This window comes from Streptococcus oralis (genome assembly GCF_006175905.1).
Lineage (GTDB): Bacteria > Bacillota > Bacilli > Lactobacillales > Streptococcaceae > Streptococcus > Streptococcus oralis_BG.
In genome coordinates this window covers 195,152-209,072 of record NZ_SSNB01000001.1, presented here as the reverse complement: position 1 = coordinate 209,072, position 13,921 = coordinate 195,152, and the positions used below count along the sequence as shown (strand labels likewise).

Here is a 13,921-nt window from a genome sequence, read left to right as displayed (position 1 = left end):
GTTCACACTTCATTTTTTACTTATGGCAAAATGTCCTTTAGTTGTTTTAAGATGGTTTGTAAGGTTAGGACCGCTTGCTTTCCTTGCTGCGGTTGGTAGAGTAGTAGGAAATAGTCGCGAATAGTTCCTTCAAATTGCTTAGGTAGGAGAGCGCAATTGGTCTTAGCATAGTCAAGCATTCGTTTTTCACCTGGATGGGTTTGCTCATTGATCGCAAACAGCAAGTCAAAGTAGGAAGCAAAAAACTCACTCGTACGATGATTCATACTGAGAAGATCTTGGCGTTTGATAGCTTTTTCTATTTGGTGAGAGAAGGCAGGCATGGTTTGTTCTAGCAAAAGGAGCTGTCTTTCAATAATATTCTCTTTGAGTTTTTGAGGATAGGGAACATGATAGGCTTTTTGAAGAGAAGCATAGCGCCCATGCGGATCGTATAGAATCTTGCTGTGGAGTAGATTGTGCCACATACAGGTTGTATAAGCATTTTGGGCTTGATGCTGAAAAACAGTTGCGTTCAATTCTTGTTCAAACGACTCCAGCGAACGATAAATCAACTCGATTTGGATACCGTTGTTTAGTATACAGTCATCCTCTAACTCCCAAAACTGGTTTCCAATCTCCATATAGGAGCAGTATTTACTCAAAATTTTTAGGCGAGTCGCCTCATCAATAGAAGAGTTGAGATAGACATAAACGTCATAGTCAGAATTTTGATCGTAGGCTTGTCCTGCACGAGAGCCACCAAGAGCGATAGCTTCTACTTGTTCCAGTTGAGAGAATTCTTTGCAAAGTTCGTGGATCATGATTTTTCTCCTTGCTTTATGGTTTTAAAGTCATTTTACCAAAAAGTAAAACGTTTGCATAGCATTGAGTTACTCTTTTCCATCTATAGAAAAAAATGTGAACCCTTGTTTTGAGTTCACATTTCGTTTTTATTCTGCGGCTTGTTGCCAATGTTTTGCTAGCTTATGAGAAAGGCTGGAAATGGCAAAGTTAAAGATAAAATAAATCAAGGCAATCAGGATATAAAGACTGAAGACCTGCTCTGGTTCGAAATAGCGTCCCATGAGAATTTGGCTGGCGCCAAAGAGTTCCTGTAGGGCGATAACAGAGTAGAGAAGGCTGGTATCTTTAATCACGGTCACAAACTGAGAAATGATAGCCGGCAGCATTTTACGGATCGCTTGTGGGAGAATGATGTAGTAGAGGATTTGGGCAGAAGTAAATCCTTGTGACATTCCTGCTTCGAACTGCCCTTTATCCACGGCATTGAGACCGCCTCGGATAATCTCAGCTAGGGCTGCTGAGGTAAAAAGGGTAAAGGCCGTAATACCTGCTGGCGTGGACTTCATCTTGAACACCAAAAAGATAGTGAAAATCCAGAGAAGGTTGGGAACATTACGCACAAATTCGATATAAATGCTGGAGATGATTCGCAAGACAGGATTTTTCCCATTTCGCATAACCGCAAGTACCGTCCCGATCAGGGTAGAGAGGACAATGGCAATCAGAGAAATATAGAGGGTTAAGCCAAATCCTTTAAAGATAAAGGCTAGGTTATCTGGGGTCAAAACTTCTAAAATAGATTCCATAGTAACCTCCTAAAGTGAATAGGCTTTTTTGTTGGCTTGCTCCATCTTGCGACCAAACTGGGCAACAGGGAAGCATAGGGTAAAGTAGAGAAGAGCAGCACCTAAAAAGGCTGGGATATAATTTCCGTTGAGAGCTGACCAAGACTTGGTCACAAACATCAAGTCCACACCAGAGATGATGGCAACTGTAGAGGTGTTCTTGATAAGGTTAACGATTTGGTTGGTCAAAGGAGGGAGAATGATACGAAAGGCCTGAGGCAAGATAATCAAGCGCATGGCACTGATATAGGTGAAACCTTGCGACAAGGCGGCCTCCATCTGACCATTAGGGATAGACTGAATCCCTGAACGAATCACCTCAGCGATATAAGCTCCGTGATAGAGCCCGACGCAGAGAACAGCTGTCCAATAAATTGGAATCATGATGGTGTGTTCACTGATAAGAGGCAAACCATAGAAGACGATGACAAACTGCACCAAGAGGGGAGTATTTTGGTAAAATTCGACAAAGATACGAGCCAAAACACGCAAGAATGGGCGTTTACTAGTTGACATGGCCCCAAAGAAGATGCCCAAAACCATGGCGAGGATAAAGGAACCAACCGCTAGGGCAAGGGTAAAGAGGAAACCATTGAAAAATTGTCCAAAATCCTGAAAATAGGCTGTCCAAGATGATAAATCTGTCATGGGATGTCCTCCTTAATCTGCGGTATGGCTAGATGGTTTGAGTTTGTAACGGTCATAGAGTTTCTGCAAACTACCATCCTTGCTCCATTTAGTGACCAAGCTATCAAGATAGTCGTTTAGCTCGGTATTTGATTTTTTGGTGACGATACCGTAGTCAGATGGCTTGAAACTATCATCTAGTAGTTCTGTCCGTTTGCTGATGTAGCCAGAGAGGATAGAGCGGTCCACGGAAAAGGCATCAATACGGTGAGCGTGAAGGGAAGTAATCAATTCTGGGTAGGAACCAAGTTCGACGAATTTAAAGGTTAGACCTTTCTTTTTACCCAATTCAGTAATCAGGCGTTGGGTGATGGAACCTTGGGCAACCCCAATCGTTTTACCGTTTAGGTCCTCAATACTTTTGATGTTGGCGGATTTATTGACCAAAAAACCAGAAGCGTCCGTATAGTAGGGACTGGTGAAGTTGTATAGTTTTTTACGTTCGTCTGTGATGGTGAAGGTTGCGATATCCATGTCGACCTGTTCATTGTCTAGGAGCGGTCCACGAGTTTGCGCGGTAACAGGAACGTAGCGAATCTTGACTTTGAGTTCGTCTGCAATCATCTTGGCCAAGTCCGTTTCGATACCAGAATAGGTCCCGGTCTTGGGATCCTTGTAGCCAAAATTGGGAACGTCTTGTTTGACACCGACAACTAGTTCGCCTCTTTTTTGAATGTCTGCCACACTGGTATCGGCTTGGACTGGTTTGGCAGCAGTAAGGCTGAAAAGGCTAATCAATAATGCGTATAAAAAGAATTTCTTTTTCATAGGCGCCTCCTTATTTGACTTTGTCACTTTCGTGGTTGATAATTTTGCTGAGGAATTGTTGGGCACGAGGTTCGCTTGGATTGTCAAAAAAGTCATCGACATCTGTCGTGTCTACTAAAACCTCTCCGTCGGCCATAAAGATAATGCGGTCCGCAACTTCACGGGCAAAGCCCATTTCGTGGGTAACGATGATCATATTCATCCCATCATGTGCCAGTTTTTGCATAACTGCTAGAACATCTCCGATGGTTTCAGGGTCAAGGGCAGATGTTGGTTCATCAAAGAGGAGGAGTTCCGGATGCATGGCAAGACCACGTGCGATGGCGATTCTCTGTTTTTGTCCACCAGACAGCATAGCTGGGTAGGAATCTTTCTTGTCCCACATATTTACAAATTCCAGATATTTTTGGGCTGTTTTTTCAGCTTCTTTTTTATCAATTCCAAGAACTTTAACGGGAGCAAGTGTCACATTTTCTAACACTGTTTTGTGTGGATAAAGGTTAAAATGTTGGAAAACCATGCCGACTTCCTTACGAAGAGGCACCAAATCTTTCTGGCTAGCACCTGCTACTTGGTGTCCATTGACTAGGAGACTTCCTTTGTCAACAGCCTCCAAACCATTGATGGTACGGATAAGAGTGGACTTCCCAGAACCAGAAGGTCCAAGCAGGACAACAACTTGTCCTTTTTCAAAACGGAGATTGATGTCGCGGAGTGCGTGGTAGTCTCCGTAATATTTTTCGACGTGTTTAAATTCTACTAAAGTCATGAGAGATCTCCTTTGTGTTAGATTTTATAACATGATTCTACACCAAAAGAATGTTCTTGTCAAATCATATCTGAAAAAAATTCACTAAAATTTTATAAAAAAGCAATCTGGATAGAGAAAATGCCTAAATCATGTTATAATGAAACGATAGAATTCTTAGAAAGAGTGGATGTTTTTTTGATAACTCCTACTTATGAATGGCAGTTTGCCCCGCAGGTTGAAGATGCGGATTTTACAAAGATAGCCAAGAAGGCTGGACTGGGTCCTGAGGTGGCTCGGTTATTATTTGAAAGAGGGATTCAGGATGAAGAAAGTCTAAAGAAGTTTTTAGAACCTTCTTTAGAGGACTTACATGACCCCTATCTGCTCCATGATATGGAAAAGGCAGTGGAACGGATTCGTCAGGCCATTGAAGAAGGGGAGAATATCCTCGTTTACGGTGACTATGATGCGGATGGCATGACTTCGGCTTCGATTGTGAAGGAAAGTTTGGAACAGCTTGGTGCGGAGTGCCGTGTTTACCTACCAAATCGCTTTACCGATGGCTATGGTCCCAATGCCAGTGTCTATAAATACTTTATCGAGCAAGAGGGAATTTCCTTGATTGTGACAGTGGACAATGGGGTTGCTGGTCATGAGGCCATTGAATTGGCTCAGGCTATGGGAGTGGATGTCATTGTGACCGACCACCATTCCATGCCGGAAACCCTTCCTGAAGCCTATGCGATTGTCCATCCTGAGCATCCGGATGCAGACTATCCCTTCAAATATTTGGCCGGATGCGGAGTGGCTTTCAAGCTGGCTTGCGCCCTTTTAGAAGAAGTGCAAGTGGAATTGCTTGATTTGGTCGCTATCGGTACCATTGCAGATATGGTGAGCCTGACAGATGAAAACCGTATTTTGGTTCAATATGGTCTGGAAATGTTGGGACATACCCAGCGCATCGGTCTGCAAGAATTGCTAGACATGGCTGGGATTGCTGCGAATGAAGTGACAGAAGAAACGGTTGGCTTTCAGATTGCCCCTCGTTTAAATGCCTTGGGGCGCTTGGATGATCCCAACCCTGCCATTGATTTGCTGACTGGGTTTGACGATGAGGAAGCACATGAGATTGCCCTCATGATTCACCAGAAAAACGAAGAGCGCAAGGAAATCGTCCAGTCAATCTATGAAGAAGCTAAGACCATGGTGGATCCTGAGAAGAAGGTCCAGGTTTTGGCCAAGGAAGGCTGGAATCCTGGCGTTTTGGGTATCGTTGCTGGTCGTTTGTTGGAAGAACTAGGGCAGACAGTCATCGTTCTTAATATAGAAGAAGGTCGTGCCAAGGGCAGTGCTCGTAGTGTGGAAGCAGTCGATATTTTTGAAGCTCTGGATCCCCATCGAGACCTCTTTATCGCCTTTGGTGGCCATGCTGGTGCAGCAGGAATGACACTGGAAGTTGAGAAACTTTCAGATTTATCTCAGGTTTTGGAAGACTATGTCCGTGAAAAAGGTGCAGATGCTAGTGGTAAGAATAAGTTAAATCTAGATGAAGAGTTGGATTTGGAGACTCTTAGTTTAGAAACGGTTAAAAGTTTTGAACGCTTGGCACCCTTTGGAATGGACAATCAAAAACCTGTCTTTTATATCAAGGATTTTCATGTCGAAAGTGCTCGTACCATGGGAGCAGGCAATGCCCACCTCAAACTAAAAATTTCCAAGGGCGAGGCGAGTTTTGAAGTGGTGGCCTTTGGACAAGGTAGATGGGCAACAGAGTTTGCCCAAACAAAAAACCTAGAATTGGCAGTCACCTTGTCTGTCAATCAATGGAATGGCCAAACTGCTCTCCAGTTGATGATGGTGGATGCGCGTGTGGAAGGTGTTCAACTCTTTAACATTCGTGGGAAGAATGCAGTCTTGCCAGAAGGGGTTCCAGTTTTGGATTTCTCTGGAGAGGTGCAAAAATTGGTGGATAGTGAGGCGGTTGTCGTAAAAACCATTCCTGAGGATATTACCTTGCTGAAGACCATTTTTCAGGAACAGGATTTCTCTGCTGTCTATTTCAAAAATGACATCGATAAGGCCTACTATCTGACAGGTTACGGGACTAGAGAACAGTTTGCAAAATTGTACAAGACCATTTACCAGTTCCCAGAGTTTGATATTCGCTACAAGCTGAAAGATTTGGCGGCTTATCTCAATATCCAACAAATCTTGCTGGTCAAGATGATCCAAGTATTTGAAGAGCTGGGCTTTGTGACGATCAAAGATGGTGTCATGACAGTCAATAAAGAAGCGCCAAAAAGGGAAATTGGTGAAAGTCAGATTTACCAAAATCTCAAACAGATTGTTAAAGACCAAGAAATGATGGCGCTGGGGACAGTTCAAGAAATTTATGATTTTTTAATGGAGTAATAGATGGAAAGGGACTGAGATGACCTATCTCGGTCTCTTTTTGACGGATAAATGCTTGATGTGGGAGTGGTTGATTGGATAGTCTTTTGGATGGTTTGCTGATGTAAAGGTTGGGGAAATGATTCATTTTTTTTATTCTCTTCTATCACTTTATACGATGTCTGCTTTTAAACCTTATGTAGTAAAAGTATAAATTTTTGTAACATGACTAAAATATAACTCTAAACGAACTGACATGTAAATCAAGTATGATTTTCTTATCAAGAAAATATAAGGGGAAAATAGTTATGAAAAAAACAGTTACGAAACTGACTCTTGGTTTGACTTCTACCGCTATTTTGGCTACAGTTGGGGCTCAAACTGTTCATGCGAACTCTTACGTTGTCCAAGACGGTGATTCATTTTATGCCATTGCAACTGCAAACGGCATGGATCCGCATGAGTTGGCAGCTTTGAATGGAAAAACCATCTTTGACACTATCCACCCAGGCGATGTATTGGAAGTAAGTGGTTCCGCTCAGGCTAGCTCTACCTACAGTGCTCCAGCTAGCACTGCGAATGTGGTATCAGATACAGAGGATGTTGTCGAAAAGACTCCGACAAACTATGGAAACTCTTATCCTGTTGGTCAGTGTACATGGGGTGTGAAAGAATTGGCTCCTTGGGCTAGCAACTGGTGGGGAAATGCCAACACGTGGGCAATCTACGCGAGCGCTCAAGGTTATAAGACAGGAAGTGTTCCAGTAGTAGGAGCAATCGCCGTTTGGGATGGTGGTGAATATGGACACGTTGCTTATGTAACAGATGTTCAAAGTGAAAACTCTATCCAGGTATTGGAAGCAAACTACAGACGTCAAAAGCAGATTGCGAATTATCGTGGCTTCTTTAATCCTCATGAATTTTTAGGTAACGTAACTTATATCTATCCAAACTAAAGATGATAAAAAGATTTAGAATTTCTAAGTCTTTTTTCTTTTTGAAGAAATTTCCTATCGTTAACCTCCATCTTAATGGCTAATTGCTGAAATTTTTAGATTCTGTAGCGAACAGGAAATTTTCGCTTTTGGATGTAGATAAACCATGTCTTTGTAGAAAATAGTTCTCAAGTCGAGAGGTAAAAGCAAGTTTTTTGAACTAAAAGAAAAATTTAGAGTTCGAGAAAGGTATCTGAAATCAAATTGATTCAGAAAATCCGTATTTTTGATGGTACAATCGTTCTATTATCTTCGATGAAGCCTCCAAAAGAGAAGTCAAAGTAAAAGAATTCGATTCACAGTAGTGACTAATCTCTAGTTAAAAACCCATCTTCGTTTTGAAAATAATCAAAAAAATGGTATAATGGTAGGAAAAGATTCGGCTGAAAGTTTGAGAACTTTTAGAATAAGAGGGTGAATTCGCCCTATAATCAAGATAAATGAAGTTTCGGAGGGAAAATGAGTAATATTAGTTTAACAACACTAGGTGGTGTACGAGAAAATGGGAAAAATATGTACATCGCTGAAATCGATGGTTCTATTTTTGTTTTGGATGCAGGGCTTAAATACCCTGAAAATGAACAACTAGGGGTTGATGTCGTCATTCCAAATATGGACTACCTTTTTGAAAATAGCGATCGTATCGCAGGGGTCTTTTTGACCCACGGACATGCGGATGCCATTGGTGCCCTGCCTTATCTTTTGGCAGAGGCTAAGGTGCCTGTGTTTGGTTCTGAGTTGACCATTGAGTTGGCCAAACTCTTTGTCAAAGGAAATGATACGGTTAAGAAATTCAATGACTTCCATGTGATTGATGAAGATACGGAGATCGACTTTGGAGGGACTGTGGTTTCCTTCTTCCGTACAACCCACTCCATCCCAGAAAGTTTGGGAGTAGTCCTGAAAACAGCTGAAGGTAGCATAGTTTACACAGGCGACTTCAAGTTTGACCAGACAGCCAGTGAATCCTATGCGACGGATTTTGCTCGTTTGGCAGAAATCGGTCGTGATGGCGTTTTGGCGCTCCTCAGTGACTCTGCGAATGCAGACAGCAATATCCAGGTGGCGAGTGAGAGCGAAGTTGGAGACGAAATTACCCAGACAATTGCAGACTGGGAAGGTCGTATCATCGTTGCAGCAGTTGCCAGCAACCTCTCTCGTATCCAGCAGGTTTTTGATGCTGCAGCAGATACAGGTCGCCGAGTTGTTCTGACTGGATTTGATATTGAAAATATCGTCCGCACTGCGATTCGTCTCAAAAAATTATCTCTAGCCAACGAAAGTCTCTTGATTAAACCAAAAGAAATGTCTCGATTTGAAGACCATGAGTTGATTATTCTCGAGACTGGCCGTATGGGTGAACCTATTAATGGACTTCGTAAGATGTCTATTGGTCGCCACCGTTATGTGGAAATCAAAGATGGGGACTTGGTCTATATCGTAACGACTCCATCTATCGCCAAAGAAGCTGTCATGGCGCGTGTTGAAAACATGATCTACCAAGCTGGTGGTGTGGTGAAACTCATTACCCAAAGCTTGCGAGTATCCGGACACGGGAATGCGCGTGATTTGCAGTTGATGATCAATCTTTTGCAACCAAATTACCTCTTCCCTATCCAAGGGGAGTATCGTGAGTTGGATGCGCATGCCAAGGCTGCTATGGCAGTTGGAATGTTGCCGGAGCGTATCTTCATCCCTAAAAAGGGAACGACCATGTCTTATGAACATGGAGACTTTGTCCCAGCTGGAGCAGTTTCTGCAGGGGATGTCTTGATTGACGGAAATGCCATCGGGGATGTTGGAAATGTCGTCCTTCGTGACCGTAAGGTCTTGTCAGAAGATGGAATCTTTATCGTTGCGATCACTGTCAACCGTCGTGAGAAGAAAATTGTGGCTAAGGCTCGTGTCCATACGCGTGGATTTGTTTATCTCAAGAAGAGCCGTGATATTCTCCGTGAAAGTTCAGAATTGATTAACCAAACGGTAGAAGAGTATCTTCAAGGTGACGACTTTGATTGGGCAGATCTCAAAGGCAAGGTTCGTGACAATCTGACCAAGTACCTCTTTGATCAAACCAAGCGTCGTCCAGCAATCTTGCCAGTCGTGATGGAAGCAAAATAATAAGCAGAATACCTACAGAAAAAGTCGAAATTCGGCTTTTTCTTATAGAATAGTAAAAGGAGACAACCATGGCAGTTATGAATATTGAGTATTACTCAGAAGTTTTGGATATGGAGTGGGGCGTTACGGTACTCTATCCAGATGCTAGTCGGGTGACTGAACCAGATTGCACAGATATTCCTGTCCTTTATCTTTTGCACGGAATGTCAGGAAACCAAAATAGCTGGCTCAAACGTACCAATGTCGAGCGCTTGTTGCGTGGAACCAATCTCATTGTTATCATGTCCAATACTAGCAATGGCTGGTACACAGATACTCAGTATGGCTATAACTACTATACTGCTCTAGCAGAAGAGTTACCTCAGGTCATGAAACGTTTCTTCCCCAATATGACCAGCAAGCGAGAAAAAACTTTCATAGCAGGCCTATCCATGGGTGGATACGGTTCCTTCAAACTCGCTCTATCGACGAATCGTTTTTCTCATGCGGCTAGTTTTTCTGGTGCGCTCAGTTTTCAGGAATTTTCTCCTGAAAGTCAGGATCTGGGATCGCTTGCCTACTGGCGAGGAGTTTTTGGAGAGATTAAAGACTGGACAGCTAGTCCTCATTCGCTTGAAAGCATGGCTGCAAAATCCGATAAAAAGACCAAACTATGGGCTTGGTGTGGAGAGCAAGACTATCTCTACTCTGCCAATAATCTCGCAGTGAAAAATCTCAAAAAGCTTGGTTTTGAGGTGACCTATAGTCACAGTCCAGGTAAGCACGAGTGGTACTACTGGGAAAAACAATTGGAGCGTTTTTTGGCTGCCTTACCAATTGACTTTGTCTTGGAAGAACGTTTATCTTAGTTTTAGGTTTCTTTCAGCTTTCTTCAGTAAAATAGAGAATCTATCTTGATCAAGGAGAATGTGATTTTAGGATAGGTTCTTATTTTTATGAAAGGTGGAGCGTCATGTTCTGGATTATTCGATTATTGTTCCGATTTCTGTTGGGAATTTGGCGTTTCTTCTGGCGTCTGGTTTGGACTGTAGTTATTCTACTGCTCATTGCCTTTGGAGTGGTTTGGTATCTGTCTGGTGATTTTCATTCTGCGGTCAATCAGGTTGAAAAAATGAGCAAGATTGGTCAAGGTGGCTGGAATCAGTGGAAGGAGACGGGAACGCTGGAAGTCTTGTCTCAGACAGACAGTCACCAACATGCAGAAGGAAAGTGGGCTCAGGCCTCAGCTCGCATCTATATTGAGCCTCAAATGGATGAGACCTTCCAAGGTGCCTATGCAGAAGCTATAAAAAACTGGAATCAAACGGGAGCCTTTACCTTTGTGGTGGTTGCGGATCCTAGTCAGGCAGATATTGTGGCAAGTGAGATGAATGATGGATCGACCGCTGTAGCTGGTCAAGCCGAGAGTCAAACCAATTTGTTAACCAATCAATTTATATCTGTAACGGTTCGCCTGAATCACTATTATCTATCCAATCCAAACTATGGTTATTCTTATGAACGAATCGTGCACACGGCGGAGCACGAGCTGGGACATGCCATTGGATTGGATCATACTAACGAAACTTCTGTCATGCAGCCAGCAGGTTCCTACTATGGGATTCAGCCTCAGGATGTGAAGGCTGTTCAAGAGCTCTATACCAGTAGCGACTAGCTGAAGTCGGTGCAATCCGAAAAGAAATCAAAGCTCCTCTATCAAGCGATTGGTGGGGCTTTTTGTTCGTCCTGTCACGGCCTTTTTGCTATAATGGAACTATGAATAACTTGATCAAATCAAAACTAGAGCTCTTGCCGACCAGCCCTGGTTGTTACATTCACAAGGATAAAAATGGCACCATTATCTATGTAGGAAAGGCTAAAAATCTGCGCAACCGCGTACGCTCCTATTTCCGTGGCAGTCACGATACCAAGACGGAGGCTCTGGTATCTGAGATTGTGGATTTTGAATTTATCGTCACTGAGTCCAATATCGAAGCGCTTCTCCTAGAAATCAACCTGATTAAGGAAAATAAGCCCAAGTACAATATCATGCTCAAGGATGATAAGTCCTATCCCTTCATCAAAATCACCAATGAGCGTTATCCTCGCTTGATTATCACCCGTCAGGTCAAAAAGGACGGAGGTCTTTATTTTGGACCTTATCCTGATGTGGGGGCAGCCAATGAAATCAAGCGACTTCTAGATAGGATTTTCCCTTTTCGGAAATGTACCAATCCGCCGTCTAAGGTCTGTTTTTATTATCATATCGGCCAATGTATGGCCCACACTATCTGTAAAAAAGATGAGGCCTATTTCAAGTCCATGGCTCAGGAGGTTTCTGATTTTCTGAAAGGTCAGGATGACAAGATTATCGATGGTCTCAAGGAAAAGATGACTACTGCAGCCCAAACAATGGAGTTTGAACGCGCAGCGGAATACCGTGACCTGATTCAGGCGATTGGGACTCTAAGGACCAAGCAACGGGTTATGGCAAAGGATCTCCAAAATCGGGATGTCTTTGGCTACTATGTGGACAAGGGCTGGATGTGTGTGCAGGTTTTCTTTGTCCGTCAGGGTAAGTTAATTGAGCGTGACGTCAATCTATTCCCTTATTACAACGACCCTGATGAGGATTTTCTGACCTACGTAGGACAATTTTATCAAGAAAAATCTCACCTAGTTCCCAATGAAGTATTGATTCCGCAGGATATTGACCAAGAAGCCGTCAAGGCCTTGGTGGATACTAAGATTGTCAAACCTCAGCGTGGAGAGAAAAAACAGCTGGTTAATCTAGCCATAAAAAATGCCCGTGTTAGTCTGGAGCAGAAGTTCAATCTGCTAGAAAAATCTGTCGAAAAGACTCAGGGAGCTATTGAAAATCTAGGACGCTTGCTTCAAATACCGACTCCGGTTCGCATTGAGTCCTTCGACAACTCCAATATCATGGGGACCAGCCCTGTTTCGGCCATGGTGGTCTTTGTCAATGGTAAACCGAGTAAGAAGGATTACCGTAAGTACAAGATAAAAACGGTTGTAGGTCCAGATGACTACGCCAGTATGCGAGAGGTCATTCGCAGACGTTATGGCCGAGTTCAACGAGATGGCTTGACTCCTCCTGATTTGATTGTCATTGATGGGGGACAAGGTCAAGTCAATATTGCAAAGCAAGTCATCCAAGAAGAGCTAGGTTTGGATATCCCAATTGCAGGTCTACAAAAGAATGATAAGCACCAAACCCATGAACTGCTCTTTGGAGATCCACTGGAAGTGGTAGAGTTATCTCGCAATTCTCAGGAATTTTTCCTCCTCCAACGCATTCAAGATGAGGTACACCGCTTTGCTATCACTTTCCACCGCCAACTGCGCTCCAAAAATTCTTTTTCATCTCAATTGGATGGGATTGACGGTTTGGGACCTAAACGCAAGCAAAATCTCATGAAGCATTTCAAATCTTTGACTAAAATCAAGGAAGCCAGTGTGGATGAGATTGTCGAAGTTGGAGTACCAAGAGCAGTCGCAGAAGCTGTTCAGAGAAAGTTGAACCCGCAGGAAGAAGTGGAGTTGGCTCAAGTAGCGGAAGAGGGAGTAGATTACCAAACGGAAGGAAATCATCATGAACCATAAAATCGCGATTTTATCAGATATTCATGGCAATGCAACGGCACTAGAAGCAGTGATTGCAGATGCTAAAACTCAAGGAGCCAGTGAATATTGGCTTCTGGGAGATATTTTTCTACCTGGTCCAGGTGCAAATGATCTGGTTGCTCTGCTAAAGGGCCTTCCTATCACAGCAAGTGTTCGAGGTAATTGGGATGATTGTGTCCTTGAGGCTTTAGATGGGCAATATGGCTTAGAAGACCCACAGGAAGTCCAGCTCATGCGATTGACCCAGTTTTTGATGGAGCGAATGGATCCTGAAACGATTGTCTGGCTACGAAACTTACCTATGCTAGAAAAGAAAGAAGTTGACGGGCTGCGCTTTTCTATCTCTCATAATTTACCTGACAAAAACTATGGTGGTGATTTGTTGGTGGGGAATGATACAGATAAATTTGACCAACTCCTAGATGAGGAAACGGACGTGGCAGTCTATGGTCATGTCCACAAGCAGTTGCTTCGTTACGGCAGTCAAGGGCAACAAATCATCAATCCCGGTACGATTGGTATGCCCTATTTTAATTGGGAAAAGTTAAAAAACCACCGTGCCCAGTATGCTGTGATAGAAGTGGAAGATGGGGAATTGGTAAATATTCTATTCCGAAAAGTTTCCTATGATTATGAAGCGGAGTTAGAATTGGCCAAGTCCAAGGGACTTCCCTTTATCGAAATGTATGAAGAACTACGCCGAGATGACAACTATCGAGGGCACAATCTGGAACTCTTAGCTAGTTTAATTGAAAAGCATGGGTATGTAGAGGATGTGAAAGATTATTTTGATTTTTTGTAAAAGTTGATTTAACTAACAAATACTAAATAAAACGATTGGCTTGGCCAATCGTTTTATTAACTTGAGGCTGATAACCTTATCCAAGTTTTGATTTTTTAATCCTCTGTTTGAATGAAATAGGTAATTTCTGCATTTTTTATTTATTCAAAAT

General features: G+C 42.9%; 12 protein-coding genes. 7 read left to right on the top strand and 5 right to left on the bottom strand.

The window, feature by feature from the left end; all coding sequences use genetic code 11:
• Positions 1 to 20: 20 nt before the first annotated feature.
• The 5 genes from E7Y33_RS01050 to E7Y33_RS01030 all read right to left on the bottom strand — a co-directional run bounded on the left by E7Y33_RS01050 (position 21) and on the right by E7Y33_RS01030 (position 3,855).
• Positions 21 to 803 (bottom strand): nucleotidyltransferase domain-containing protein, encoded by a 783-nt coding sequence (locus tag E7Y33_RS01050; RefSeq protein ID WP_139689398.1) that lies wholly within the window; start codon positions 801 to 803, stop codon positions 21 to 23.
• 129 nt (positions 804 to 932) lie between these two features.
• Positions 933 to 1,592 carry an amino acid ABC transporter permease gene (locus tag E7Y33_RS01045; RefSeq protein WP_070656944.1) on the bottom strand — a complete coding sequence of 220 codons (660 nt, stop codon included), beginning with the start codon at positions 1,590 to 1,592 and terminating at the stop codon, positions 933 to 935.
• Between the two features lie 9 nt (positions 1,593 to 1,601).
• Positions 1,602 to 2,279 (bottom strand): amino acid ABC transporter permease, encoded by a 678-nt coding sequence (locus tag E7Y33_RS01040; protein ID WP_139689397.1) that lies wholly within the window; start codon positions 2,277 to 2,279, stop codon positions 1,602 to 1,604.
• Between the two features lie 12 nt (positions 2,280 to 2,291).
• The gene (locus tag E7Y33_RS01035) at positions 2,292 to 3,086 is read right to left on the bottom strand and encodes a transporter substrate-binding domain-containing protein (protein ID WP_000726200.1); all 795 of its coding nucleotides are present in this window, start codon (positions 3,084 to 3,086) and stop codon (positions 2,292 to 2,294) included.
• 10 nt (positions 3,087 to 3,096) lie between these two features.
• Complete coding sequence (locus E7Y33_RS01030; RefSeq protein WP_000177026.1) at positions 3,097 to 3,855, bottom strand: amino acid ABC transporter ATP-binding protein; 759 nt, start codon at positions 3,853 to 3,855, stop codon at positions 3,097 to 3,099.
• Between the two features lie 177 nt (positions 3,856 to 4,032).
• Between E7Y33_RS01030 and recJ the strand changes: the two genes are divergently transcribed.
• The 7 genes from recJ to E7Y33_RS00995 all read left to right on the top strand — a co-directional run bounded on the left by recJ (position 4,033) and on the right by E7Y33_RS00995 (position 13,770).
• A complete protein-coding gene (gene recJ, locus E7Y33_RS01025) occupies positions 4,033 to 6,249 on the top strand; it encodes a single-stranded-DNA-specific exonuclease RecJ (RefSeq protein WP_161976036.1) in 2,217 nt (738 codons plus the stop codon).
• Between the two features lie 287 nt (positions 6,250 to 6,536).
• Positions 6,537 to 7,184 (top strand): COG3942 and LysM peptidoglycan-binding domain-containing protein, encoded by a 648-nt coding sequence (locus E7Y33_RS01020; RefSeq protein ID WP_000754477.1) that lies wholly within the window; start codon positions 6,537 to 6,539, stop codon positions 7,182 to 7,184.
• Positions 7,185 to 7,682: 498 nt separating this feature from the next.
• The gene (locus E7Y33_RS01015) at positions 7,683 to 9,344 is read left to right on the top strand and encodes a ribonuclease J (RefSeq protein ID WP_139689396.1); all 1,662 of its coding nucleotides are present in this window, start codon (positions 7,683 to 7,685) and stop codon (positions 9,342 to 9,344) included.
• Between the two features lie 68 nt (positions 9,345 to 9,412).
• Positions 9,413 to 10,192 (top strand): alpha/beta hydrolase, encoded by a 780-nt coding sequence (locus E7Y33_RS01010; protein ID WP_139689395.1) that lies wholly within the window; start codon positions 9,413 to 9,415, stop codon positions 10,190 to 10,192.
• Between the two features lie 104 nt (positions 10,193 to 10,296).
• Complete coding sequence (locus E7Y33_RS01005) at positions 10,297 to 10,998, top strand: M57 family metalloprotease (protein WP_139689394.1); 702 nt, start codon at positions 10,297 to 10,299, stop codon at positions 10,996 to 10,998.
• A gap of 101 nt (positions 10,999 to 11,099) precedes the next feature.
• Positions 11,100 to 12,947, top strand: coding sequence for an excinuclease ABC subunit UvrC (uvrC, locus tag E7Y33_RS01000; protein WP_139689393.1), 1,848 nt, complete (start codon positions 11,100 to 11,102; stop codon positions 12,945 to 12,947).
• On the top strand, positions 12,937 to 13,770 hold the full coding sequence (locus E7Y33_RS00995; RefSeq protein ID WP_139689392.1) for a metallophosphoesterase family protein: 834 nt from the start codon (positions 12,937 to 12,939) through the stop codon (positions 13,768 to 13,770). The genes uvrC and E7Y33_RS00995 overlap by 11 nt, the downstream gene beginning before the upstream one ends.
• Positions 13,771 to 13,921: the final 151 nt, after the last annotated feature.

Excerpts from the sequence above, each read along its gene's own strand:
- E7Y33_RS01050 (WP_139689398.1), bottom strand. The coding sequence starts at position 803 with ATGATCCACGAACTTTGCAAAGAATTCTCTCAACTGGAACAAGTAGAA.
- E7Y33_RS01045 (WP_070656944.1), bottom strand. The coding sequence starts at position 1,592 with ATGGAATCTATTTTAGAAGTTTTGACCCCAGATAACCTAGCCTTTATC.
- E7Y33_RS01040 (WP_139689397.1), bottom strand. The coding sequence starts at position 2,279 with ATGACAGATTTATCATCTTGGACAGCCTATTTTCAGGATTTTGGACAA.
- E7Y33_RS01035 (WP_000726200.1), bottom strand. The coding sequence starts at position 3,086 with ATGAAAAAGAAATTCTTTTTATACGCATTATTGATTAGCCTTTTCAGC.
- E7Y33_RS01030 (WP_000177026.1), bottom strand. The coding sequence starts at position 3,855 with ATGACTTTAGTAGAATTTAAACACGTCGAAAAATATTACGGAGACTAC.
- E7Y33_RS01020 (WP_000754477.1), top strand. The coding sequence starts at position 6,537 with ATGAAAAAAACAGTTACGAAACTGACTCTTGGTTTGACTTCTACCGCT.
- E7Y33_RS01015 (WP_139689396.1), top strand. The coding sequence starts at position 7,683 with ATGAGTAATATTAGTTTAACAACACTAGGTGGTGTACGAGAAAATGGG.
- E7Y33_RS01010 (WP_139689395.1), top strand. The coding sequence starts at position 9,413 with ATGGCAGTTATGAATATTGAGTATTACTCAGAAGTTTTGGATATGGAG.
- E7Y33_RS01005 (WP_139689394.1), top strand. The coding sequence starts at position 10,297 with ATGTTCTGGATTATTCGATTATTGTTCCGATTTCTGTTGGGAATTTGG.
- uvrC (WP_139689393.1), top strand. The coding sequence starts at position 11,100 with ATGAATAACTTGATCAAATCAAAACTAGAGCTCTTGCCGACCAGCCCT.
- E7Y33_RS00995 (WP_139689392.1), top strand. The coding sequence starts at position 12,937 with ATGAACCATAAAATCGCGATTTTATCAGATATTCATGGCAATGCAACG.